The 24,123-nt window shown below is 72.2% G+C and carries 20 protein-coding genes; 5 read left to right on the forward strand and 15 right to left on the reverse strand.

Going from position 1 to position 24,123, the window contains the following annotated elements; genetic code table 11:
* Positions 1-86 precede the first annotated feature (86 nt).
* From ACWGIS_RS10880 to tkt, 8 genes are all read right to left on the reverse strand, one after another.
* Positions 87-542, reverse strand: coding sequence for a tellurite resistance TerB family protein (locus tag ACWGIS_RS10880; protein ID WP_355795345.1), 456 nt, complete (start codon positions 540-542; stop codon positions 87-89).
* 81 nt (positions 543-623) lie between these two features.
* Positions 624-1,229, reverse strand: a complete 606-nt coding sequence (locus tag ACWGIS_RS10885) for a histidine phosphatase family protein (protein WP_453362067.1) — start codon at positions 1,227-1,229, stop codon at positions 624-626.
* Between the two features lie 5 nt (positions 1,230-1,234).
* On the reverse strand, positions 1,235-2,113 hold the full coding sequence (gene gnd, locus ACWGIS_RS10890; RefSeq protein ID WP_453362217.1) for a phosphogluconate dehydrogenase (NAD(+)-dependent, decarboxylating): 879 nt from the start codon (positions 2,111-2,113) through the stop codon (positions 1,235-1,237).
* Between the two features lie 15 nt (positions 2,114-2,128).
* The gene (gene pgi / locus ACWGIS_RS10895) at positions 2,129-3,778 is read right to left on the reverse strand and encodes a glucose-6-phosphate isomerase (RefSeq protein WP_453362068.1); all 1,650 of its coding nucleotides are present in this window, start codon (positions 3,776-3,778) and stop codon (positions 2,129-2,131) included.
* Positions 3,771-4,706, reverse strand: a complete 936-nt coding sequence (gene opcA, locus ACWGIS_RS10900; protein ID WP_453362069.1) for a glucose-6-phosphate dehydrogenase assembly protein OpcA — start codon at positions 4,704-4,706, stop codon at positions 3,771-3,773. The genes pgi and opcA overlap by 8 nt, the downstream gene beginning before the upstream one ends.
* Positions 4,703-6,487 carry a glucose-6-phosphate dehydrogenase gene (zwf, locus tag ACWGIS_RS10905; RefSeq protein WP_453362070.1) on the reverse strand — a complete coding sequence of 595 codons (1,785 nt, stop codon included), beginning with the start codon at positions 6,485-6,487 and terminating at the stop codon, positions 4,703-4,705. Before zwf ends, opcA begins: the two co-directional genes overlap by 4 nt.
* Positions 6,484-7,629 (reverse strand): transaldolase, encoded by a 1,146-nt coding sequence (gene tal / locus ACWGIS_RS10910; RefSeq protein ID WP_453362071.1) that lies wholly within the window; start codon positions 7,627-7,629, stop codon positions 6,484-6,486. The genes zwf and tal overlap by 4 nt, the downstream gene beginning before the upstream one ends.
* Positions 7,630-7,648: 19 nt before the next feature.
* Complete coding sequence (tkt, locus tag ACWGIS_RS10915) at positions 7,649-9,724, reverse strand: transketolase (protein WP_453362072.1); 2,076 nt, start codon at positions 9,722-9,724, stop codon at positions 7,649-7,651.
* A 145-nt stretch (positions 9,725-9,869) separates the two neighbouring features.
* Between tkt and ACWGIS_RS10920 the strand changes: the two genes are divergently transcribed.
* A complete protein-coding gene (locus ACWGIS_RS10920) occupies positions 9,870-10,769 on the forward strand; it encodes an AraC family transcriptional regulator (RefSeq protein ID WP_453362073.1) in 900 nt (299 codons plus the stop codon).
* Positions 10,770-10,820: 51 nt separating this feature from the next.
* On the opposite strand, the gene ACWGIS_RS10925 is transcribed toward ACWGIS_RS10920, so the two are convergent.
* From ACWGIS_RS10925 to ACWGIS_RS10935, 3 genes are all read right to left on the reverse strand, one after another.
* Positions 10,821-12,227 carry a glycoside hydrolase family 16 protein gene (locus ACWGIS_RS10925; protein WP_453362074.1) on the reverse strand — a complete coding sequence of 469 codons (1,407 nt, stop codon included), beginning with the start codon at positions 12,225-12,227 and terminating at the stop codon, positions 10,821-10,823.
* 712 nt (positions 12,228-12,939) lie between these two features.
* Positions 12,940-14,760 (reverse strand): AMP-dependent synthetase/ligase, encoded by a 1,821-nt coding sequence (locus ACWGIS_RS10930; protein ID WP_453362075.1) that lies wholly within the window; start codon positions 14,758-14,760, stop codon positions 12,940-12,942.
* Between the two features lie 284 nt (positions 14,761-15,044).
* Positions 15,045-15,830 (reverse strand): IclR family transcriptional regulator, encoded by a 786-nt coding sequence (locus tag ACWGIS_RS10935; RefSeq protein ID WP_453362076.1) that lies wholly within the window; start codon positions 15,828-15,830, stop codon positions 15,045-15,047.
* A 336-nt stretch (positions 15,831-16,166) separates the two neighbouring features.
* On the opposite strand from ACWGIS_RS10935, the gene ACWGIS_RS10940 reads away from it, so the two are divergent.
* Both ACWGIS_RS10940 and ACWGIS_RS10945 read left to right on the forward strand, forming a co-directional pair.
* A complete protein-coding gene (locus ACWGIS_RS10940) occupies positions 16,167-16,331 on the forward strand; it encodes a hypothetical protein (RefSeq protein WP_453362077.1) in 165 nt (54 codons plus the stop codon).
* Entirely contained in the window at positions 16,328-17,665 is a 1,338-nt protein-coding gene (locus tag ACWGIS_RS10945; RefSeq protein WP_453362078.1) for a 6-phospho-beta-glucosidase, read from the forward strand. Before ACWGIS_RS10940 ends, ACWGIS_RS10945 begins: the two co-directional genes overlap by 4 nt.
* Before the next feature lie 91 nt (positions 17,666-17,756).
* Here the strand turns inward: ACWGIS_RS10945 and ACWGIS_RS10950 are convergent, their stop codons facing one another.
* The 3 genes from ACWGIS_RS10950 to ACWGIS_RS10960 form a co-directional block, all read right to left on the reverse strand.
* The gene (locus tag ACWGIS_RS10950; protein WP_453362079.1) at positions 17,757-19,445 is read right to left on the reverse strand and encodes a carbohydrate binding domain-containing protein; all 1,689 of its coding nucleotides are present in this window, start codon (positions 19,443-19,445) and stop codon (positions 17,757-17,759) included.
* 328 nt (positions 19,446-19,773) lie between these two features.
* Positions 19,774-20,325: a dihydrofolate reductase family protein gene (locus tag ACWGIS_RS10955; protein ID WP_453362080.1), complete on the reverse strand. Its 552-nt coding sequence runs from the start codon at positions 20,323-20,325 to the stop codon at positions 19,774-19,776.
* A 238-nt stretch (positions 20,326-20,563) separates the two neighbouring features.
* Entirely contained in the window at positions 20,564-21,712 is a 1,149-nt protein-coding gene (locus ACWGIS_RS10960; protein ID WP_453362081.1) for an ATP-grasp domain-containing protein, read from the reverse strand.
* A 289-nt stretch (positions 21,713-22,001) separates the two neighbouring features.
* Here ACWGIS_RS10960 and ACWGIS_RS10965 point away from each other — a divergent pair, with 289 nt between their 5' ends.
* Positions 22,002-22,910 carry a metallophosphoesterase family protein gene (locus tag ACWGIS_RS10965; RefSeq protein ID WP_453362082.1) on the forward strand — a complete coding sequence of 303 codons (909 nt, stop codon included), beginning with the start codon at positions 22,002-22,004 and terminating at the stop codon, positions 22,908-22,910.
* The gene (locus ACWGIS_RS10970; protein ID WP_453362083.1) at positions 22,858-23,550 is read left to right on the forward strand and encodes a 4'-phosphopantetheinyl transferase family protein; all 693 of its coding nucleotides are present in this window, start codon (positions 22,858-22,860) and stop codon (positions 23,548-23,550) included. Before ACWGIS_RS10965 ends, ACWGIS_RS10970 begins: the two co-directional genes overlap by 53 nt.
* Positions 23,551-23,807: 257 nt before the next feature.
* Here the strand turns inward: ACWGIS_RS10970 and ACWGIS_RS10975 are convergent, their stop codons facing one another.
* On the reverse strand, positions 23,808-24,038 hold the full coding sequence (locus ACWGIS_RS10975; RefSeq protein ID WP_453362084.1) for a hypothetical protein: 231 nt from the start codon (positions 24,036-24,038) through the stop codon (positions 23,808-23,810).
* Positions 24,039-24,123 lie beyond the last annotated feature (85 nt).

The raw sequence follows: 24,123 nt of genomic DNA on the forward strand, positions 1-24,123 counted from the left end.
GGCCACCGCGTGTGAGCGGTGGCCCGGGCCGGTAACTGCGGCCGCCGCCCGGGCGGGTGGGCCGGGGCGGGCGGCTTCGGCGGGTCCTACAGGTCGAACTCGTGCGGCGGCAGGTCCAGCGTGAAGCAGGCCTCGCGCACGATCGCCTGCTCGTCCTTGTCGAAGTCGCCGTCGGCGCCGCCGATGACGATGCCGATCTGGATGACGGCGCGGGCCTCGGCGGGCTTCTTCTTGGCCTTGGCGATCTCCTGGAGGACGCTGACCTTGCCCAGGGCGAAGTCGGCCGTCAGCTTGTTCAGGTTGTCGTCGAAGCGCCGCTGGAGGTCGGCAGCGTCGAAGTTCCTCAGGACCTCGTTCGTGGCGATCAGCTGGCTCACCCGCTGCCGCTCGGACGCGTCGATCGAGCCGTCGGCGGCGGCGACGAGCGCGCACATGGCCATGCTGGCGTCGCGGAAGGCGCCGCTGGTGAGGTCGTTCTTCTTCGCCACGAGCTGGGTCTGCATCGTCGACGCGGACTCTTTGATGCGGTCCCACAGGGCCATGAGAACTCCATACGTTGTCGAGGGCCGGCCCGCCCCGAGGGGCGGGCCGGAACCTCTTCGATTGCTACAGCACCGTGGGAACTAGTGGACCGGCACAGAAGTTCCTGGGCTGTTCCATTCGGCGATCACGGGGCGCCCGTGCTCGGTGGAGAGCCGCCCGACCGTGCCCGTGGCGAGCTGGAACAGCCGCCCGTCGGCGGCCGGGAGTCCCAGGTAGCGGGCGGTGAGCACGCGCAGGAAGTGCCCGTGGGCGACCAGCACCACGTCCCCGTCCCCGAGTGCGGGCGCCACCCGGGCCAGCACGCGGTCGGCCCGTCGTCCCACCTCTTCGGGCGACTCGCCGGGATGACCGTCGGGACCGGGCGGCACCCCGTCGTCCCACAGGAACCAGTCGGGCCGGGTCCGGTGGATCTCGACGGTCGTGACGCCCTCGTACGCGCCGTAGTCCCACTCGTGCAGGTCCGGGTCCGTCACGGCCCCGGACAGGCCCGCGAGTTCCGCCGTACGGAACGCGCGGGCCAGCGGGCTGGTGAGCGCCAGGGCGAAGGTGCGGCCGGCGAGCAGCGGGGCGAGGGACGCGGCCTGTTCCTCGCCGTGCCGCGTCAGGGGCAGGTCGGTCCAGCTGGTGTGCTGCCCCGACAGGCTCCACTCGGTCTCGCCGTGGCGGACCAGCAGCAGGTCGCCCATGACGCCTACTTCGCGGATTCGACGGCGTGGCCGCCGAACTGGTTGCGCAGGGCGGCGATCATCTTCATCTGCGGCGAGTCCTCCTGCCGCGAGGCGAAGCGGGCGAACAGCGACGCGGTGATCGCGGGGAGCGGGACCGCGTTGTCGATGGCCGCCTCGACGGTCCAGCGGCCCTCACCGGAGTCCTCCGCGTAGCCGCGCAGCTTGTCGAGGTGCTCGTCGTCGTCCAGGGCGTTGACGGCGAGGTCGAGCAGCCAGGAGCGGATGACCGTGCCCTCCTGCCAGGACCGGAAGACCTCGCGCACATCGGTGACGGAGTCGACCTTCTCCAGCAGCTCCCAGCCCTCGGCGTAGGCCTGCATCATGGCGTACTCGATGCCGTTGTGGACCATCTTGGAGAAGTGGCCGGCGCCGACCTTGCCCGCGTGCACGAACCCGAAGTCGCCCTCGGGCTTGAGCGCGTCGAAGACCGGCTGCACCTTGGCGACGTTCTCCGGGTCACCGCCGACCATGAGGGCGTAGCCGTTCTCCAGGCCCCACACGCCACCCGAGACGCCCGCGTCCACGAAGCCGATGCCCTTGGCGGCCAGCTGCTCGGCGTGCTTCTCGTCGTCGGTCCAGCGGGAGTTGCCGCCGTCCACGATGATGTCGCCGGGCTCCAGCAGGTCGCCGAGTTCGTCCACGACGGACTGGGTCGGGCCGCCCGCGGGCACCATCACCCACACCACGCGCGGCCCTTCGAGCTTCTCGACCAGCTCTTCGAGGCTGTGCACGTCGGCGAGGTCGGGGTTGCGGTCGTAGCCGATGACGGTGTGGCCCGCGCGGCGTATCCGCTCACGCATGTTGCCGCCCATCCTGCCGAGGCCGATGAGTCCGAGCTGCATCGTGGTCATGTCAGTTCACTTCTTCCTGAGAGTGCGGTAGGCGGCCACGAGGGCGGCGGTGGAAGGGTCGAGTCCGGGCACGTCGGCGCCCTCGGTGAGCGCGGGTTCCACGCGCTTGGCGAGGACCTTGCCCAGCTCGACGCCCCACTGGTCGAAGGAGTCGATGTTCCAGATCGCGCCCTGGACGAACACCTTGTGCTCGTACAGGGCGATCAGCTGGCCGAGGACCGAGGGGCTGAGTTCGGGCGCCAGGATGGTGGTCGTCGGGTGGTTGCCGCGGAACGTGCGGTGCGGGACCTGCTCCTCGGGCACCCCCTCGGCGCGCACCTCGTCCGGTGTCCTGCCGAAGGCCAGCGCCTGGCCCTGCGCGAAGAGGTTGGCCATCAACAGGTCGTGCTGCGCCTTGAGTTCGTCGCTCAGCTCGTCGACCGGGTTGACGAACCCGATCAGGTCCGCCGGGATCAACTTGGTGCCCTGGTGCAGCAACTGGTAGTAGGCGTGCTGGCCGTTGGTGCCCGGGGTGCCCCAGACGACCGGGCCGGTCTGCCACTCCACGGGGCGTCCCTCGCGGTCCACCGACTTGCCGTTGGACTCCATGTCCAGCTGCTGGAGGTACGCGGTGAACCGGGACAGGTAGTGCGAGTACGGCAGCACCGCGTGCGACTGGGCGTCGAAGAAGTTGCCGTACCAGACGCCCAACAGGCCAAGCAGCAGCGGTGCGTTGGACTCGGCGGGCGCGGTGCGGAAGTGCTCGTCCACGGTCCTGAACCCGTCGAGCAGTTCGCGGAACCGGTCGGGACCGATCGCGATCATCAGGGACAGGCCGATCGCGGAGTCGAAGGAGTAGCGGCCGCCGACCCAGTCCCAGAACTCGAACATGTTGGCCGTGTCGATACCGAAGTCCGCGACCTTTCCGGCGTTCGTCGACAGCGCCACGAAGTGCTTCGCGACCGCCTTCTCCTCGCCGTCGAGCCCGGCGAGGAGCCAGGTCCGCGCCGACGTGGCGTTGGTGATCGTCTCGATGGTGGTGAAGGTCTTCGAGGCGATGACGAACAGCGTCTCCGCCGGGTCCAGGCCCTGAAGGGCCTCGTGGAGGTCGGCACCGTCCACGTTCGACACGAACCGGACCGTCAGCGAGCGGTCGGCGAACGCCCTCAGCGCGTCGTACGCCATCGCCGGACCGAGGTCCGAGCCGCCGATGCCGATGTTGACGACGTTCCTGATGCGCCTGCCGGTGTGCCCGGTCCACTCGCCCGAGCGGACGCGCCCGGCGAAGTCGGCCATCCGGTCGAGCACGGCGTGCACACCCGGCACGACGTTCTCCCCGTCGACCTCGACCACCGCGTCGCGCGGGGCGCGCAGCGCGGTGTGCAGCACGGCCCGGTCCTCGGTGACATTGATCCTCTCGCCGCGGAACATCGCGTCCCGCTGCCCGAACACGTCGGTGGCCGTGGCCAGTTCCTGAAGCAGGGCCAGGGTCTCGTCCGTGATCAGGTGCTTGGAGTAGTCGATGCGCAGGTCGCCGACGCGCACGGTGTAGCGGTCCGCGCGCCCGGGGTCCGCGGCGAACAGCTCACGCAGCCGCGGGTGCAGCATCTCCTGCGCGCGGTGGTCCTCCAGCGCCGTCCACTCGGGACGGTGCGTGAGCCTGGGGGTGTCAGACATCGGTGGGAATCTCCTTGGTGCCGTCGCTCCGCAGGGCGACGGCGTACATCTCGTCCGCGTCGAGGCGCCGCAGCTCCTCGGCGATCAGCTCGGAGGTGCTGCGCACCTTCAGAGCGAGGGTGCGCGAGGGCTGGCCCGGCAGGGCCAGGGTGGCCAGCGGCCCCTCGGGGCGGTCGATGCGGATCTCGCCGTTCTCGGTGCCCAGCCGGACGGCGGTGACGACGGGACCCGCGGTGACGACCCGCTCGACGGCGACCCCGAGACGGGCCTCCAGCCAGCGGGCCAGCAGCTCGGCGCTCGGGTTCTCCGCCTCGCTCTCCACGGCGGCCGAGATGACCTTCGTCCGGGCCTGGTCGAGCGCGGCGGCCAGCATCGAGCGCCACGGCGTCAGCCGGGTCCACGCCAGGTCGGTGTCACCGGGCGCGTACGCGGCGGCGCGGGCCTCCAGCGCGGCGAGCGGCGCCTCGACCGCGTACATGTCGGTGATGCGGCGCGCGGCGAGTGCGCCCAGCGGGTCCTTGACCGGGATCTGCGGCGCGTCCACCGGCCACCAGACGACGACCGGCGCGTCCGGCAGCAGCAGCGGCAGGACGACGGAGTCGGCGTGGTCGGACACCTCGCCGTATAGGCGCAGCACGATGGTCTCGCCGGTGCCGGCGTCGGCGCCCACCCGGACCTCGGCGTCCAGGCGCGAGTTGGTGCGGTCGCGCGGGGTCCTGGCGTGGCGCTTGATGACGACCAGGGTGCGCGAGGGGTGCTCGCGCGACGCCTCCTCGGCCGCCTTGATGGAGTCGTAGGCGTTCTCCTCGTCGGTCACGATGACCATCGTGAGGACCATGCCCACGGCCGGCGTGCCGATGGCGCGGCGGCCCTTCACAAGAGCCTTGTTGATCTTGCTTGCCGTGGTGTCGGTCAGGTCGATCTTCATGGCCTGCGCCAGCTCCGTCCGTCTCGTGCGAGCATCTCGTCGGCTTCCTTCGGGCCCCAGGTGCCCGAGGCGTACTGCGCGGGCTTGCCGTGCTTGTCCCAGTACTCCTCGATCGGGTCGAGGATCTTCCAGGACTCCTCCACCTCCTGGTGACGGGGGAAGAGGTTGGCGTCGCCGAGCAGCACGTCCAGGATCAGCCGTTCGTACGCCTCCGGGCTGGACTCCGTGAACGACTCGCCGTAGGCGAAGTCCATCGACACGTCCCGGATCTCCATCGACGTACCCGGCACCTTCGATCCGAAGCGCACGGTCATGCCCTCGTCGGGCTGGACGCGGAAGACGATGGCGTTCGCGCCGAGTTCCTCGGTGGCGGTCGAGTCGAACGGGGAGTGCGGGGCGCGCTGGAAGACCACCGCGATCTCCGTCACCCGCCGGCCGAGCCGCTTGCCGGTCCGCAGGTAGAAGGGGACACCCGCCCAACGGCGGTTGTCGATCTCCAGTTTGACGGCGGCGTAGGTGTCCGTCGTCGACCGCGGGTCGATGCCGTCCTCCTGGAGGTAGCCGACGACCTTCTCGCCGCCCTGCCAGCTCGCCGCGTACTGGCCGCGCACGGTGTGCTCGCCCAGGTTCTCCGGCAGCTTCACCGCCCTGAGGACCTTCAGCTTCTCGGTGAGCAGCGACTCGGCGTCGAAGGCGGCCGGCTCCTCCATGGCCGTCAGGGCCAGCAGCTGGAGCAGGTGGTTCTGGATGACGTCACGGGCGGAGCCGATGCCGTCGTAGTAGCCGGCCCGGCCGCCGATGCCGATGTCCTCGGCCATCGTGATCTGCACGTGGTCGACGTAACTGCGGTTCCACACCGGCTCGTACATCTGGTTGGCGAAGCGGAGCGCCAGGATGTTCTGGACGGTCTCCTTGCCGAGGTAGTGGTCGATGCGGAACACCTGGTCCGGGTCGAACACCTCGTGCACGATCGCGTTCAGCTCGCGCGCGCTCGCCAGGTCGTGGCCGAAGGGCTTCTCGATGACCGCGCGCCGCCAGGAACCCTCCGGAGCGTCCGCCAGCCCGTGCCGCTTGAGCTGCTGCACGACCTTCGGGAAGAACTTCGGCGGCACGGAGAGGTAGAAGGCGTAGTTGCCGCTGGTGCCGCGCGAGGAGTCCAGCTCCTCGACGGCCGAGCGCAGCTGCTTGAACGCGTTGTCGTCGTCGAAGTCGCCCGGGATGAACCGCATGCCCTCGGCGAGCTGCTGCCAGACCTCCTCGCGGAACTCGGTACGGGCGTGCTCGCGCACGGAGTCGTGCACCACCTGCGCGAAGTCCTGGTCCTCCCACTCGCGCCGGGCGAACCCGAGGAGCGAGAAGCCCGGCGGCAGCAGACCGCGGTTCGCGAGGTCGTAGACCGCCGGCATCAGCTTCTTGCGGGAGAGGTCACCGGTGACGCCGAAGATGACGAGCCCCGAGGGGCCCGCGATCCGGGGCAGCCTGCGGTCCTGCGGGTCGCGCAGGGGGTTCTGCCAGTCGGCGTCGCCGCCGTCCACTCCGAGGGCCTTCACCACGTCCGCGGGAACGCCGTCCCCGGCCTCGGTCCCGGCCGCGCCGGCCTTCGCCTCCCGCGCGCCGGCCGCGTTCCCGGCGGCTTCCGCCTTCGGCTTCGCCGCGGCCCCCGCCCGCTTCGGGCCGGTCTTCGCCGTGCTGCTCTTGGCGTCCTTCGACTCCCCGGCGGGGGACGCCGGCGTCACGCCGGTCTCCCGCCCCGCCGTGTCCTCGGTGGGTGTCCCGGTCATGCCTCGTCAACTCCCTTGCGGTCCAGCGACGTCGCCACGGCCTCCAGCAGGTCCTGCCAGGCGGCCTCGAACTTCGCCACGCCCTCGTCCTCCAGCCGCGCCACGACCTCGTCGTAGGAGATGCCGAGGCCCTCGACGGCCGCCAGGTCGGCCCGCGCCTGCGCGTAGCCGCCGGTCACCGTGTCGCCGCGGACGTCGCCGTGGTCACCGGTGGCCCTGAGGGTGGCCTCCGGCATCGTGTTGACCGTGCCGGGCGCGACCAGCTCGTCGACGTACAGCGTGTCCTTGTACGACGGGTCCTTGACGCCGGTCGAGGCCCACAGGGGGCGCTGCCGGTTGGCGCGTGCCGCGCCGAGGGCGGCCCAGCGGTCACCGCCGAAGACCTCCTCGTACGCCTCGTACGCCAGCCGCGCGTTGGCGAGCGCGGCGCGGCCCTTGAGGGCGAGCGCCTCGTCGGTGCCGGCCTTCGCCAGCCGCTCGTCGATCTCGCTGTCGACGCGCGAGACGAAGAAGGAGGCGACGGAGTGGATGCCGGACAGGTCGATGCCCGCGGCCCTGGCCCTCTCCAGGCCGGCCAGGTAGGCGTCCATCACGGCGCGGTAGCGCTCCAGCGAGAAGATCAGCGTCACGTTCACGCTGATGCCGAGGCCGATGACCTCGGTGATCGCCGGGAGGCCGGCCTCGGTGGCCGGAATCTTGATCATGACGTTCGGGCGGTCCACCAGCCAGGCGAGCTGCTTGGCCTCGGCGACCGTCGCGTCGGTGCGGTGCGCGAGACGCGGGTCGACCTCGATGGACACCCGCCCGTCGCGCCCGTCCGTCGCCTCGTACACGGGCCGCAGCACGTCGGCCGCGGCACGGACGTCCTGCGTGGTCATCATGCGGACGGCCTCTTCGACCGTGACGCCGCGCACGGCGAGGTCGGCGAGCTGCTCCTCGTAGCCCTCGCCCGAGCCGATGGCGGCCTGGAAGATCGAGGGGTTGGTGGTGACGCCCACCACATGGTGGGTCTCGACGAGTTCGGCGAGGTTGCCGGACGTGATCCGCTTGCGCGACAGGTCGTCCAGCCAGATGGAGACGCCTTCGTCGGAGAGGCGCTTCAGGGCTCCCGCGGCTGCGGTTGCTTCGGTCACAGTGATCATCTTCTTTCTGGCGACGGGATCAACCACGCGCTGCGGCGAGTGATTCCCGCGCGGCGGAGGCGACGTTCTCGGCGGTGAAGCCGTATGCGGCGAACAGGGTCTCGGCGTCGGCGGAGGCGCCGAAGTGCTCCAGGGAGACGATGCGTCCGGCGTCACCCACATACCGGTACCAAGTCAGGCCGATGCCCGCCTCGACCGCCACGCGGGCCTTCACCGAGGGCGGAAGGACACTCTCGCGGTACTCGGCGGACTGCTCCTCGAACCACTCCACCGACGGCATCGACACCACCCGGGTGCCGACCCCCTCGGCCTCCAGCCGCTCGCGGGCCTCGACGGCGAGCCGCACCTCGGACCCGGTGGCGACGAGGATGACGTCCGGTGTGCCGGTGGACGACTCCCGCAGCACGTAGCCGCCCTTGGCCGCGTCCTCGTTCGGCGCGTACACCGGGACGCCCTGCCGGGTGAGGGCGAGGCCGTGCGGGGCGGGGGCGTCGGCGTGCCGGCGGAGGATCTCGCGCCAGGCGATCGCGGTCTCGTTGGCGTCGGCCGGGCGGACGACGTTCAGGCCGGGGATGGCGCGCAGCGAGGCGAGGTGCTCGACCGGCTGGTGGGTGGGGCCGTCCTCGCCGAGGCCGATGGAGTCGTGCGTCCACACGTACGTCACCGGGAGCTGCATGAGGGCGGAGAGGCGGACGGCGTTGCGCATGTAGTCGGAGAACACCAGGAAGGTGCCGCCGTAGACGCGGGTGTTGCCGTGCAGCGCGATGCCGTTCATCTCCGCGGCCATGGAGTGCTCGCGGATGCCGAAGTGGACCGTGCGGCCGTACGGGTCGGCCTCGGGCAGCGGGTTGCCCCGGGGCAGGAAGGAGCTGGTCTTGTCGATCGTCGTGTTGTTCGAGCCGGCGAGGTCCGCGGAGCCGCCCCACAGCTCGGGGATGACCCCGCCGAGGGCCTGGAGCACCTTGCCGGACGCGGCACGCGTCGCCACCGAGGTGCCCTCCTCGAACACCGGCAGCGCGCTCTCCCAGCCCTCGGGGAGCTGGCCCGCGACGACGCGGTCGAAGAGCTTCGCGCGCTCGGGCTGCGCCAGGCGCCACTCCGCGATCCGCTTGTCCCAGGCGGCGTGCGCCTCGGCGCCCCGGTCCAGGGCCTCGCGGGCGTGGGAGAGGACCTCCGGCTCCACCTGGAAGGTGCGCTCGGGGTCGAAGCCGAGGACGCGCTTGGTGGCCGCGACCTCGTCCGCGCCGAGCGCCGAGCCGTGCGCGGCCTCGGTGTTCTGCGCGTTCGGCGCGGGCCAGGCGATGATCGTGCGCATCGCGATGATCGAGGGGCGCCCGGTCTCGGCCCGCGCCCGTGTCAGCGCCGTGTGCAGGGCGTGCACGTCGATGTCGCCGCCGGCGGCGGGCTCGATCCGCTGGACGTGCCAGCCGTAGGCCTCGTAGCGCTTCAGGACGTCCTCGGAGAAGGCCGTCGCGGTGTCGCCCTCGATCGAGATGTGGTTGTCGTCGTAGACGAAGACGAGGTTGCCCAGCTTCTGGTGCCCGGCCAGGGACGACGCCTCGGCGGAGATGCCCTCCTGGAGGTCGCCGTCCGAGACGATCGCCCAGACGGTGTGGTCGAAGGGGGACTCGCCCTCCGGGGCCTCGGGGTCGAACAGGCCGCGCTCGTAGCGGGCGGCCATCGCCATGCCCACCGCGTTGGCGACACCCTGGCCGAGCGGGCCGGTGGTGGTCTCGACGCCCGCGGTGTGCCCGTACTCGGGGTGACCGGGCGTCTTCGAGCCGTGCGTGCGGAACGCCTTCAGGTCGTCGAGTCCGAGCTCGTAGCCGGACAGGAAGAGCTGGGTGTAGAGGGTCAGCGAGGTGTGGCCGGGGGACAGCACGAAGCGGTCGCGGCCCGTCCACTCCGGGTCGGCGGGGTCGTGTCGCATCACCTTCTGAAAGAGGGTGTACGCCGCCGGGGCCAGCGCCATCGCGGTGCCCGGGTGTCCGTTTCCGACCTGCTGCACGGCATCGGCCGCCAGCAGGCGGGCGGTGTCGACGGCACGCCGGTCGAGATCGGTCCATTCGAAGCCGTCGAAGGTCTGCGTGCTCATCTTCAAGAAGTCCTCTGCGAGAGCGGGATTACTGCGCGGACGTGTTCAAACTTAAAAGTCTGACTTTTGCCGGGGAAGGTGCCCCTGTGTCAGCCTTCGGTGAAAGTGGGACAGCGAGTGCGGGACCGATCGACGCGAGAAGGACATGGCGGACAGAACAACCCGAGACGGCAGCCGGGAGCAGGACGGGATCACGACCTTTCCTTTCCCCGTCGACCTCAGCGTCTCCGGTGTCGGTATGCAGGTCGGCCCCATGGGGGCGGGCCGCGCCTGGCACGCGGACGCGCCCCTGGACCGGGTGCACCGCATCGACTTCCACGTCGTGATGCTGTTCCACGAGGGCCCCGTCCGACACATGATCGACTTCGCCGAGTACGAGGCCGCCGCGGGGGAGCTGCTCTGGATCCGTCCCGGCCAGGTCCACCGCTTCTCCCGTACGAACGGGTACCGCGGGACCGCCCTCACCATGCAACCGGGTTTCCTGCCGCGCGCCACCGTCGAGGCGACCGGGCTCTACCGCTACGACCAGCCGCCGTTGCTGCGGCCCGACGCGGCACAACTCGCGGGCCTCCGGCACTCCCTGGACCAGCTGGAGCGCGAGTACGTCGACACCGCCACGCTGCCGCTCAGCCTGCACACCTCGGTGCTGCGGCACTCGCTGACCGCGTTCCTGCTCAGACTGGCCCACCTGGCGGCCAGTTCGGCCGAGGCGGCGCAGGAGCGGAGCGACACCACCTTCACCCGCTTCCGGGACGCGGTGGAGAAGGGCTTCGCCACCAACCACAGCGTCAGCGCCTACGCCGACGAACTCGGCTACTCCCGCCGGACCCTGGTCCGCGCGGTGCGCGCGGCGACCGGCGAGACACCGAAGGGCTTCATCGACAAGCGGGTCACGCTGGAGGCCAAGCGGCTCCTCGCGCACACCGAGATGCCGATCGGCCGGGTCGGGGCGGCCGTCGGCTTCCCCGACGCCGCCAACTTCTCCAAGTTCTTCCAGCAGCACACGGAGCTGACCCCGGCGCAGTTCCGGCTGGAGCTGCGCTGAAGGGGCGGGCCGCGTGGCCCGCCCCTCCCGTGTGCCCGTGCCGCTTGGCCGTCAGCGGCCGAAGTCGAACCAGTTCACGTTCACGAAGTCGGCCGGCTGCCCGCTGCTGAAGGTCAGATAGACGTCGTGGGTGCCGGTGACGCCGGTGATGTTCGCCGGGACCGTCTTCCAGCTCTGCCAGCCGCCGGTGCTGCCCACGGCGAAGCTGCCGACGGGACTGCTCGTGCGGCTGTCGAGGCGGACCTCGACCAGGCCGCTGACGCCGCCCGCCGCACCGCTGGCGACCCGGCCGTAGAACTGCCTGGCCGCCGTGGAGCCGAAGTTCACGCCCTTGAAGAGGGCCCAGTCGCCGTTGCCGATCGCGCTGATGTTCTGGCCGCCGCCCGAGTCGCTGGTCGCCTCGGTGCTCACGCCGCCCTGCCCGTCGAACGACTCGGCCTGGATCGCGCTGTACGCGTCCCGGTTGCCGGACGGGGGCGGAGTGGTGCCGCCACCGCCGCCGCCGGCGGCCTGAAGCACCTGCACGTAGTCGACGACCATCGGGTGGCCCGGTTCGGTGCCGCTGTCGGGCCCGCCGCCGAAGGCGTCCGGGAAGCCGCCGCCCATCGCCACGTTCAGGATGATGAAGTAGCCGTGGTTCGTGGCGTTCGTCCAGGTGGTCGTGTCGACCTGATTGGCCCTGACCGTGTGGAAGTTGAGGCCGTCGAGGTAGAAGCGCATCTCCTCCACGCTCGTGGACCTGTCCCACTCCACGGCGTACGTGTGGAACCCGGACTGGCAGGTCGTGCCGGTGCACGGGGTGTTCCCGCCGATGCCCGAGGTCTCGTTGCACGGACCGCCCGGGGAGGTGCCGCAGTGCATCGTGGCCCACTCGGTGTTGAGGCCCTGGACGTTCTCCATGATGTCCAGTTCGCCGATGCCCGGCCAGTTCCAGTAGTTGCCCCGGAAGGGTGCGCCGAGCATCCAGAACGCCGGCCAGTAGCCCTTGGCGGCGGGCCCCGTCACGTTCGGCATCTGGATACGGGACTCGACGCGCAGCTTGCCGCCCGACGGGGGCTGGAAGTCGGTGCGCCGGGTCTCGATACGGCCGGAGGTCCACTTGCCCGAGGAGTCGCGGCGCGGGGTGATCCGCAGGTTGCCGGAACCGTCGAGGGAGACGTTGTCGGTGCTGCTCGTCATCGTCTCGATCTCGCCGGTACCGAAGTTGGCGGGACCTCCGGGGTAGCTGGTGCCCGTCGTGTACTGCCAGTTGGTGGTGTTGACGCCCGTGCCCGCGGCGCCGGTGAAGTCGTCGACGAAGACCTGGGACCAGCCGGTGGGGGGCGGGGGAGCGGAGGCGGTGGCGGGGAGGGTGGCGGCCGTGGCCGCGGCCGCCGCCAGGCTGAGCGTGCTGAACACGGCGACGAGCACGCGCCGCAGGGGCGCGCGTCTGCCGGGTGTGCCGGACGTTTCACTCATGGGGGTGCCCTCTTCAGGTACGGAGTGAGGTGTGCGGGTGTTTTTTGAGAGCGCTCTCACAGCAGCTGCGCGGCCAATGTGCTCTCCGGTGGTCCAACCGTCAAGAGGTCAAGCCGAGAAAGTCCTTACGGGGGTGGGGAGTTCAAGGTGTGAAGGCGCCGGGGGAGCGGAACGCGCGGGGTCCTCCCGGGGGGGCCTTCGCGTGCGGGGCCGGCGTCCTCCGCTTGCGAGGTCGGCAGGGGCGGGGGGATACCGGCCGGGTACGGCGGGCGCGGGGGGCGTTCGGCGGGGTGTGGTTTCCGGGGCGGCGGCCTCCCGGGTGAGCACGCCCGGTGCCGGCCTGGGTGCGGCGGCCCGGGCGTGGCCTCCCGGGTACGCGCGCCGGGTGCCGCGGCCTTGATGCGGCGGCCCAGGTGCGGCCACCCAGGTGTGGCGGCGAGGGTGCGCCTGCCCCGGTACGGCCTCTCGGGTACGGGGCCCAGGTGCGCCTGCTGGGTGCGGCGGCCCGGGACGGCGCCGGGATACGGCCGCTCCGGTACGGCGGCCTGGTTGCGGCCCCATGGGTACGCCTGCCCGGGTGCGGCCACCCAGGTGTGGCGGCCCGGGTACAGCCCTCGGGTACGCCGGCCGGGGTGCTGTGGCCCGGGCACGCACGCCCGGGCAGGGCCGCCCAGGGCCACGGCCCGGCCCGTCCGCACGTCCGCCCGCCCGCTCAGTCCTCGTACAGGCCCGCCAGCGCCGCCGCGTACTTCTCGCGGATGACCCGGCGCCGAAGCTTCAGCGACGGGGTCAGCTCGCCGGTCTCCGGGCCCCACTCCTCGGCCAGCAGCTCGTACCGCTTGACCTGCTCGGTCCTGTTCAGGCGGGAGTTGGCGGCGGCGACCGCCCGGTCCGCCTCCGCCCGCACGACGGGATGCCGGGCCAGGGCGGCCGGCCCGAGCCCCGCCTCGACGCCGTGCGCCGCCGCCCAGACGGGAGTCGTCTCCGGGTCCAGCACGAGCAGGGCGACCAGGTACGAGTGGTGGTCGCCGTGCACGAGTGCCTGGCCGATCAGCGGATGCTCCTTGAGGGCGTTCTCCACCAGCGCCGGGGAGACGTTCTTGCCCGTCGAGGTGATGATCATCTCCTTCTTCCGGTCCGTGATCCACACGAATCCGTCCTCGTCCACGCGGCCGATGTCGCCGGTGCGCAGCCAGCCCTCGTCGTCCACCGCGGGCACCACCTCGCCGTCCTCCCGGAGGTACCCGGCGAAGACCGACTCGCCACGCACCTCCAGCTCGCCGTCCTCGGCGACGCGGATCTCCACCGACGGCACCGGGCGCCCCACCGAGCCGAGCCGGAACCCGCTGTGCGGGCTGTTCGCCGTGGTCACACCGGCCGTCTCGGTCATCCCCCAGGCGTCCATGACGACGATCCCGAAGCCGGCCCAGAAACGCACCACGTCGATCGGCATGGGCGCCGAGGCGCTGGCCGCCCAGGCGACCCGGTCGAGCCCTCCGACCGCCAGCAGCGGCACCAGGACCCGCTCCCGCGACTCGTCGTACGCCGCGGCCAGTTCGGGCGGCGGCTCCTCGCCGCGCTCCCGGTAGCCGACGTACTCCCGTGCCACCCGGGTGGCCTCCTCGACGGCCTCCCGGTGTTCCGGGGGCAGGGCGGCGAGTCCGGTGCGTACGGTCGCGGCGAGCTTCTCCCAGATCCTCGGCACCCCGAAGAACTGCGCCGGGCGCACCGTCCGCACGGCCCCGGCGACGCGCTGCGGGTCCGGGCACAGGTACACGTGGGCGAGGCGCAGGCAGGGCACGTAGATGCTCAGCATCCGCTCCGCGATGTGGGCGAACGGCAGATAGCTGATGTGCTCGGTCTGCGGCGGGAGTTCGACGACGCCTTCGATGGCGCGGGCGTTCGCCAGCACCTGCCGGTGGGTGAGCACCACGCCCTTGGGCTCGCCGGTGGTGCCGGAGGTGTACACGACGGTGACCGGATCGTCGGGACGGGACGCGTCCAACGACTTGCCGAACTCCTCCGGCACCGGTTCCGCGGTCAGGGCGGCGTACGGCAGGTGGGTGCCCTCGCTCCCGGGCTCCACGACGACGAGCCGGGTGAGCGGTGTGCCGGCGTCGTCCAGCAGCGCCGTCCACCGGTCCACCTCGGCGGCGCCCTCCACCACGGCCACGTCGGCACGGCAGTTGCGGGCGATGTGCGTCATCTGCGGCACGGCGGAGGTCCCGTACACACTGACCGGCACCGCGCCCAGGCGGACCAGCGCGACGTCGCAGAGCCAGTGCTCGGGCCGGTTGGCCATCATGAGCAGTACGTGGTCGCCCCGGCCGACACCGAGTGCCGCGAATCCCGCCGCCAGCCGCGTCGTGCGCTCCCGCACCCCGGCCCAGTCCAGAGTGCTCCACTCCTCGGCACCGGGCTCCCGCCAGGACAGGGCGGGCCGGTCGGCGTGGAGGCGGGCGTTGCGTTCCACGAGCCCGGGGACGGTCCACGGCTCGGACCGGTCTCCTGCGGTGCGCGGGGTGTGCGACATGTCGGCCTCCTGGCGGGCTGCGGCGGGATCGTCGGCAGGCTGGTCGGCGCTCGCTCGGACAGTAGGAGCGGCGTACGGGACGGTCAACGCCCGGCACCGCACCGGCCGAACTCCGCTGCCCCGGTGGCTCGTTCATGCCTCACGAGCGTCGGCCCGACCGGCGGACCGGCCGACCGCCCGACCGCGCGCCCGACCGCTGACTCCGCCGGACGTCCGCGTGGGCGCACGTCCCGCCGGTATCGCGCCCGTCCTCGCCCCACACCGTCCCGGACCGTCGTGGAGGATCAGTCCGTCGCGTCCGGAGCGGGCCGCCAGCCCAGGGCCCGGGAGATGCCGCGCGCGGCCAGCCGTACCGCCGGGACCAACGCGGCCACCTGCGCGTCCTGTTGCGGCACCACCACCGACACGGCCGCCGTCACCGCCCCGCCCCGGCCGCGCACCGGAGCGGCCACCGACACCGCGTCCTCGGTGACCTGACGGCTGCTCACCGCCACCCCGGTGCGCCGCACTTCGGCCAGAACCCGGCGCAGCCGCTCCGCGTCGGTGAGGGTGTACGGCGTGAACGAGGCGAGCGGGCCCTCGCAGTACGCCTCCTGGAACGCGCTGTCGCCGTGGGCGAGGAGCGCGAGGCCCACCCCTGTCGCGTGCAGGGGCCAGCGGGCGCCCACCTGGATGCGGACCCCGACCGCTGAACGCCCCGAGAGCCACTCGGTGTAGACCACCTCGGAGCCGTCGCGGACCGCCAACTGGACGTTCTCGTGCGTCGCTTCGTACAGGTCCTCGAGGTACGGCAGCGCGACCTGCCGCAGGGCGGGCCCGCGTGGCGCGAGGGCGGCGAGTTCCCACAGCCGCAGGCCCACCTGGTAGACGCCGCTCGCGTCGCGTTCCAGGGCGCCCCACTCGGTGAGCGCGCCCACGAGCCGGTGCGCGGTGGTCAGGGTCAGCCCCGCGCGCCGGCTGATGTCCGTGAGGCTCAGCGCCGGGTGCTCGCGGTCGAAGGCGGCGAGCACGGCGAGGAGTCGGCCGGGCGCGGAGCGCGCGGACGCGGGCGGCACGGCGTCGGCGGTCACGGCGCCGCGTCAGCCGGGTCCGGACTCGGCGAACCGCCCGACGGCGTGCGCGCGAAGGGGCGCGGACCCGACCCCGACGCGCGGAGGAATAGGGTCGACGACTGCCCGGAGTGCGGGTCCGGCGCGGTGCGGCAGCCGGCCGCTGTCCGGGTGCGGCCCGCGCGTCCACGGCTCCCGGCCGTCGACGGGGGCGGATTCGTCGGCTGTGGCTCGCGGGCGATGGCGGGCTCCCTGGTCATGGCCCGGGCGGGTTCGCGTGACCCGGGGCCGGGGCGGTCGTGCGTACCCCTGCCCCGGGCCGGGCGGGCACGCGGCGGTACGTGTACGGACCCCAGCATGACGCACACTCCCCCCGCCGTTCCGGCGCAGGTCTGCGGCGTCCAAGGGCTCGACGTGGTAGAGACGGACACGGCGATCGACGCTTCGACGCGGTTCTCCTCCGCGGAGACGGGCGTACAGGCGATCGTGGCCGGAGAGCCGGGAAAGGCGGGCGTGGCATGAAGCTGACGATTCTGGGAGGCGGCGGATTCCGGGTGCCGCTCGTGTACGGGGCGCTCCTCGGCGACCGGGCCGGGGGCCGGGTCACCCATGTGGTGCTGCACGACCTGGACGCGGAACGGCTATCCGCCGTCGCCCGGGTCCTCGCCGAGCAGGCGGCCGGACGGGCGGACGCCCCCGTGGTGACGGTCACCACGGATCTGGACGACGCGCTGCGCGGTGCCGACTTCGTGTTCTCCGCGATCCGCGTCGGCGGCCTCGAAGGGCGCGCGGCGGACGAGCGGGTCGCCCTCGCGGAGGACGTCCTCGGCCAGGAGACGGTGGGCGCGGGCGGCATCGCGTACGGACTGCGGACCGTGCCGGTCGCCGTCGACATCGCGCGCCGCGTGGCCCGGCTCGCCCCCGACGCCTGGGTCATCAACTTCACCAACCCCGCCGGCCTGGTCACCGAGGCCATGTCACGGCACCTGGGCGACCGGGTGATCGGCATCTGCGATTCCCCCGTCGGCCTCGGCCGCCGCATCGCGCGCGTGCTCGGCGCGGACCCCGGCGAGGCATGGATCGACTACGTCGGCCTCAACCACCTCGGCTGGGTACGGGGTCTGCGCGTCGCGGGCCGGGACGAACTGCCGCGCCTGCTGGCCGACGACGGGCTGCTCGGCTCCTTCGAGGAGGGCAAGCTGTTCGGCGTGGACTGGCTCCGCTCGCTGGGCGCCGTCCCGAACGAGTACCTGCACTACTACTACTTCAACCGCGAGACCGTACGGGCCTACCAGCAGGCCAAGAAGACCCGCGGCGCCTTCCTGCGCGACCAGCAGGCGGCGTTCTACGAGCAGATGCGGCGCCCGGAGGCCTCGGCGCTGGCGGCCTGGGACCGTACGCGGGCCGAGCGCGAGGCCACGTACATGGCGGAGAACCGGGACGCGGCGGGCGCCGGCGAGCGCGACACCGACGACCTCTCCGGCGGCTACGAGAAGGTCGCCCTCGCCCTGATGCGGGCCATCGCCCGCGACGAGCGGACCACGCTGATCCTCAACGTCCGCAACCGCGGCACCCTCGGCGTCCTCGACGCCGAGGCCGTCATCGAGGTGCCGTGCCTGGTCGACGCCAACGGGGCGCATCCGGTGGCCGTCGACCCGCTGCCGGACCACGCCACCGGTCTGGTCTGCTCGGTCAAGGCGGTCGAGCGCGAGGTCCTCGCCGCGGCCGAGTCGGGCTCGCGCGCCACCGCCGTCAAGGCGTTCGCCCTGCACCCGTTGGTGGACTCCGTGAACGTGGCCCACCGCCTCGTCGACGGCTACACGAAGGCACATCCCGGCCTGGCCTACCTGAGGTAGCCGCGGTGCCCGGGTCACCGGTGGCGCGCACAGGCGTGCGGGGGCACCCGGCCGGTGGCCGGATGCCCCCGCGTCCCGCGGGTTGTGTGCGTCAGCCGGTGAAGCCGGCCGTGATGGAGGTGAACTGCCAGGTGCTCTGGCTGATGCCGGAGCAGTTGCTGGTCACGCCGCCGCCGGGGCAGGCGCGGTCACGGTTGACCGACCAGAAGGCGAGGCGGGCGATGTGGTGCGCGTTCGCCCAGTCGCGGATCTGGGTCCAGATCGCCGGAGTCGTGTTCTCCTGCTGGTCGCTCAGGCCGTTCATGCCCGAGATGCCGATGTGGGAGTACGCCGTGGCGTCGTCCCACCCGAAGGTCGACTTGAGCTTGGTCTTGAGGCCCTCGGTGGCGCCCACCGTGTTGCCGTACATGTCGGAGCCGCCGCCGAAGTCGAACGGCATGATGGTGAAGACGTCGATACCGGCGTTGAGCGCCTGCGCCTGCTCGATGAGCCGGTTGCCCCAGTACGTCGGACCGGTCGTCGTCGTGCCGAACGTGACGATCGTGCGCAGGCCCGGGTTGTTGGCCTTGACGGTCTTCAGCGCGGTCAGGATGCGGTCCTGGACGGCGGCGTTCTCGAACTCGTCGGTGTTCTCGATGTCCATGTCGATCGCCTTGAGGCTGTATGCGTCGATCACCTTCTGCAGGGCCGCGGCGAGGGCGCTCGCGGAGGAGCAGTTGGCGCCGAGCTTGCTGCCCGACCAGCCGCCGAACGACGGGACGATGTCACCGCCCGCGGAGCGGATGGAGTTGATGACGCTCTGGTCGTTGCCGCCGGTGAGGGGACGGCTGCCGTCCCAGGCGGGGTTGCAGCCGCCCTGGTCGAGCATGAACGCCATCGTGTACCACTTGACGCCGGTCGAGCTCATCACGGACGTCGCGCTGGGCGGGTCGCCCCAGCCGAGGTAGAGGTAGGGCGCCGCCTGCTTGAAGCCGGTGCCACCGCCGCCGCCCGCGTCGGTCGTCACGCTCACCGCGTTGGAGGCGCCCGAGGTGTTCCCTGCCGCGTCGCGTGCCTTGACGGTGAAGGTGTAGGCCGTGCTGGGCGACAGCCCGCTGACGGTCGCGCTCGTGCCGGAGACGGTCAGCACCTGGTTCGAGCCGCTGTAGACGTCGTAACCGCTCACGCCGACGTTGTCCGTCGACGCGTTCCAGGCGAGGGACACGCTGGACGAGGTCTTGGCGGTGGAGCGCAGGCTCGCCGGAGCCGAGGGCGCCTGCGTGTCCGAGCCACCGCCGCCGCCGGGGCCGTCCAGGCTGACGTCGTCGGCGTAGTAGGTGCCCTGGCCGTACCAGCCGTGGGTGTAGACCTTGGCGCTGGTCTGCGAGGCGCCGGTGGTGAAGGACAGAGTCAGCCGGCTGTAGGCGGAGGTGGAGGTCGTCCACGTCGAGGCGCCGCCGTCGACCCCGAGGTAGACGTAGCTGCCGCGCACCCAGGCCGAGAGGGTGTACGTGGTGTTGGGCTGGACGGAGACGCTCTGGGTGCACTTGGCGTTGTCACTCGAACTGGCGGCCCCGGCAAGGGCTTTGGAGCCGCCGTGCACAGGGCTGGAGACCACCGATCCGAGGTTGCCGGTGCAGGACCAGGGGGAGAGGGCGCCCGACTCGAAGCCGGGGTTGGTGAGGATGTTGGCCGCCTGCGCCGTACCGGGCAGGGCGACCGCTCCGGTGAAGGCCAGGGCGGCGGTGCCGAGCAGGGCGAGGAGGCGACGTCTGGAACGTCCGAACAGGTGGATGCGCACGCGATCTCCCTGGGGAAATGGGGGTGTTCGGGAGTGCAGGGGGTGGTGCGGGGACGTGCGGGGGAGTGCGCAACCAAGTTGGTATGGACCAATGCGGCTGTCAAGGGTTCGGCGCGAATTGGTCCAGACCGGTGTGCGGAACCGACGCGCCGGGTTCGGCCGGAGCGTGAGGGGAGGGGATGGGCCCGACTTGTCGAACGACCGCGGCCGAGGCACGAGGTGCGTCACGCGACGCACGGCAGACGTCGCCGAGGTCCGGCCCGAACCGGGTCGGGGTGTCCGCGCGTGCCGGTGCCGACTGCCGACTGCCGGCGGCCGACTGCCGCGGCTACTTCCGTACGCGGAAGCGGAGCATCGTGACGGCGCCCGACCGGGTGTTGGACAGAGGCTCCAGATCGATCCGGTGGACCTCGTCGCGGCTGGGGGGCGAGAAGCGGACACCGTCGCCGAGCAGCACCGGCAGGACGTACACCAGGATCTCGTCGACCAGCCCCCGCTGGAGGCACTGGGCGGCCACGTCGGCACCGAGGATCTCGACGTTCTTGCCGCCCGCGGCGCCGCGTGCCGTGGCAAGGGCTTCCTCGATGTCGCAGGTGAGGAAGGTGACGGTGGGGTCCGGCTCGGCGGGAGGTTCGTGAGTGAGGACGAACTGCGCTCCCCCGTCGTAGGAGGTGTCCTCGGCGGCCATGCCCTTGGCGACCTCGTACGTGCCCCGGCCGACGAGCATGGCGCCCGTGGCCGCCATGACCTCCGGGAACGTGTCCGCAGTCAGGTGCTCGCCGATCCAGTCCATCGCGTGGCCGGGACCGGCGATGAACCCGTCCAGCGACATCGCCCTGTTCACGACGACTACGCCGGTGCCGCTGCTGACATCGCTCATGCGTCTTCTCCAGGGATGCGGAGCCCGAAGCCGAAATCATAGTCGGCAGGTGGGAAGGGCGACGGCGGAAGCCGCATGCGTGTCCGCCCAACGCGGCGAAGGCCCGACGCGGGCGACCGGCATCCGGACGTGCCGGTCGCGCGGCGTGGGGAACGTGCTCAAGTGCGGGGTGAACGGCGCGTGGGGTCCCCCCGTCCCGGACCGCGTGACCGATCCGGGGACGCGCGAGGTCACCGCGTCAGGCGGACGCGCCGGCCGTCGTCGCCGCGCCGGTGGTGGCGTCCTCGACGGCCGCCGGTGACGCCGGCGAGGGCACCGCGGGCAGTGCCGGTGCAGGGATCTCCGTCCGCTGCGACGGCAGGGAGACCGGGCGCAGTGGACGCGGCCCCGCCACCACGGTGTAGTCCTGACCCAGCCGCGCGGGAACCAGCTCGCCCGGGTCCTCGCCGAGCGCCAACTGCACTGCCGCGTAGGGCGCGTTGATGCCGCACAGGGCGAGCTGGTGCAGTCCGCCCGCCGGGCGGGTGTTGACGTCCATGAGGACGGGCTCGTCCCCGAGCATCCGGAACTGAATGTTCGTCAGGTAGTGCAGGTCGAACGCCTCCGCGATCCGCCGCGCCGGTTCGATCCACGACGGGTGCAGCGTGAAGCCGCGGCGCCGGCCGTTCTTCGTACGGCCCACCGCCATCCGCACCCGGCCGTCGGGACCGGTGAGGCAGTCCACGGACACCTCGGGCTGCTCCAGGACCGGCATCACCAGCCAGTCGACCGGCTCCTCGGCCCGCCGCACCGCCTCCACGACCAGGTCCAGCGGCATGTACGGGCTGGGGAACCCGGTGAGGTGCGTCAGCGAGAAGGGCGCGCGAGTGATCTTGCGGAAGCCCACCCCGCCGGCTCCGGAGGCCGGCTTGAAGCACGCCTTGTGGCCGTCGGTCTCCAGCGCCTCGACCGCCGCGAGGAGTTCCTCCGCCGTCCGCACCCGCCACCACGGGGGCACCGGCACGCCCTGCGCCCGCAGCGCCTCGTACGCCGTCACCTTGTCGTGGAAGACGGCCACGGCCTCGGCCGGCGGCGCGAGCAGAGCCGTCCCGAGCGCCGCGAATTCCGCGCGGTGCTCCACGATCGCCGCCTGGTGCAGCACGGGCACGAAGACGTCGATGCCGTGCCGCGCGCACTGGTCCAGGGCGTACTCCACGTACGCGGCCCGGGAGAGGCCCTCCGGTTCCAGGGCGGCGGTGTCGGCCGCCGCCAGGACGGGGGAGTCGGCGTCACCGTGCGTGGCATGGATCTCGACCGGCCGGTCGTGCGGATTGCACCGCAGCTGATCCATGAAGAACACGTTCTCCGCGTACGTGCGGTTGAGCCAGACGCGTACGCGAGAGACCATGCAGGCCGCCTTTCACGGTTCGCGGGCACGGCGAAGCAGGCCGTGCCCGGCCAGGGGGGAGGGAGGTACACCGAGCCGCCGACACCGAAAGAAGGTCGGTTCGTGGCAGCCGTGTTGGCCCGATCATAGGGGGCGCGCGACCCCTCTGGCGCTACGGGCGTGTTACGGATTGGCCCGGCGCCCGCGCGGCCCGCCCCGCGCCGGACTCGTGACCTGGTCGAGCCGCCCTTGTCGCCGCCGGGGAGACTGTGCTGTTGTGTTCCCGATTCGGTTCGCGGAGGGAGCGGGTGTGGAGTTGACGGCCGGCCGTCCCGGGCACCTGCTGGCCATCAGCGACCTCCACGTCGGCTACCGCGAGAACCGCGCCCTGATCGAGGGGATGCGCCCCACGACCGACGACGACTGGCTGCTGGTGGCCGGTGACGTCGCGGAGACCGTGGCCGACATCCGCTGGACCCTCGAAACTCTCGCCGGACGCTTCCGCAAGGTCATCTGGACGCCCGGCAACCACGAGCTGTGGACCCACCCGAAGGACACCGTCACCCTGCACGGCGTGGCCCGCTACGAGCACCTCGTCGCCCTCTGCCGCGAACTCGGCGTCGTCACCCCCGAGGACCCCTATCCGGTGTGGGAGGGCCCGGGCGGGCCCGTGGCCGTCGCGCCGCTCTTCCTGCTCTACGACTACTCGTTCCTGCCGCCGGGCTGCGCGACCAAGGCGGAGGGCATGGCCTACGCAGAGTCGACCGGCATCGTGTGCACCGACGAGTACGTCCTGCACCCCGACCCGTACCCGAGCGCCGACGCCTGGTGCCGGGCCCGCGTAGCCGAGACCGAGCGCAGGCTCGCGGAACTGCCCGAGGACCTGCCGACGGTACTGGTCAACCACTACCCGCTGGACCGGCACCCGACCGACGTCCTGCACCACCCCGAGTTCGCGATGTGGTGCGGCACCCGGCTGACGGCCGACTGGCACCACAGATTCCGCACGACCGTCATGGTCTACGGCCACCTGCACATCCCCCGGACCACCTGGCACCAGGGCGTCCGCTTCGAGGAGGTGTCGGTGGGCTATCCCCGCGAGTGGAGCACGCGCCAGGGACCCCCCGCCGTGCTGCGCCGCATTCTGCCGATGGAGGTCGGAGCAGGTGATCGAGGAGCTGCTCCCGGAGTCGGTCGTGGCCGTGGAGGCGCACGGTGACGACGGGTCCGGGCACACCGAGCTGTACCCCGGGGAGGAGGCGCTGATAGCGCGCGCGGTGCCCAAGCGGCGCCGCGAGTTCACCGCGGTACGCGCCTGCGCCCGCCGCGCCATGGCGAAGCTCGGGGTGCCTCCGCAGGCCGTCCTGACCGGCGAGCGCGGAGCCCCCCGGTGGCCGGAAGGTCTCACCGGCAGCATGACGCACTGCGACGACTACAGCGCCGCCGCACTGGTCCGCGTCACCGACCTGGCCTCCCTCGGCATCGACGCCGAGCCCCATCTGGAGCTGCCCGAGGGCGTCCTCGGCGCCGTCGCCCTGCCCGCGGAGCTGGAGCGGCTGCGCCGGCTGGCGTCGGCCACCCCCGCCGTCCACTGGGACCGGCTGCTGTTCAGCGCCAAGGAGTCGGTCTACAAGGCGTGGTTCCCCCTGACCGGCCGGTGGCTGGACTTCTCGCAGGCCGACATCGACATCCGCCCGGATCCGGCCACTCCCGTGACGGAGGCCCGCTCCGGCCGTCTGCGCGCCGAACTCCTCGTGCCGGGCCCGCTCGTGGGCGGTGTACGCGTCGGCGCCTTCGAGGGGCGCTGGACGGTCCAGGGAGGCCATCTGGCGACGTCGTTCACCGTGCCGCACCCGTAGCGGCGCGCCGGCGGCTCCGTGGCCCACCCGGAGCGCCCTGCCGTCGGTACTTGGCGCCGCACGCGTAGCGTCCCGCCGTCGGTGCTCCGCGCCGCATCAGAAGAGGTGCGACGCCGGTGCCAGGCGCCGATGCCGTCCCGGCGCCGACGGCCCGTCCCGGCGGCCCGCCCCCGGTGTCTCCGCCTCGGCCACGCCCGCGCCGTACGACGGCACCGGCATCCCGCGACGCCCCCGGACGCTTCGGGGCGGGCCGGTCCTCATCCGGGCTCCGGGCACCAGCTGTGCAGCAGGCGGAAGAACTCCTCCTCGTTGCCCGCGAGTCCGGCGGCCGCCAGCGCGCGCTCCGCCTCGGCCAGCGCGGACGGCGGCACCACGGGTGGGCGCCGCCCGCTCGCCGGGCCGTCGAAGGCGGCGCGGACGGTCTGGAGGAGGCGCAGATAGGCCTGCACGGCGGCGCGCTCGTGGTCGGTCAGTACGGCGGTCGGCATCGGACGGCTCTCCCCGGGTCGGCTTGTCGAAGCGGTACGTGACTCAAGCTTGCCGTCCACCACTGACAATCCCCCCGGCGTCGGC

This window comes from Streptomyces sp. NPDC054842, from assembly GCF_053611025.1.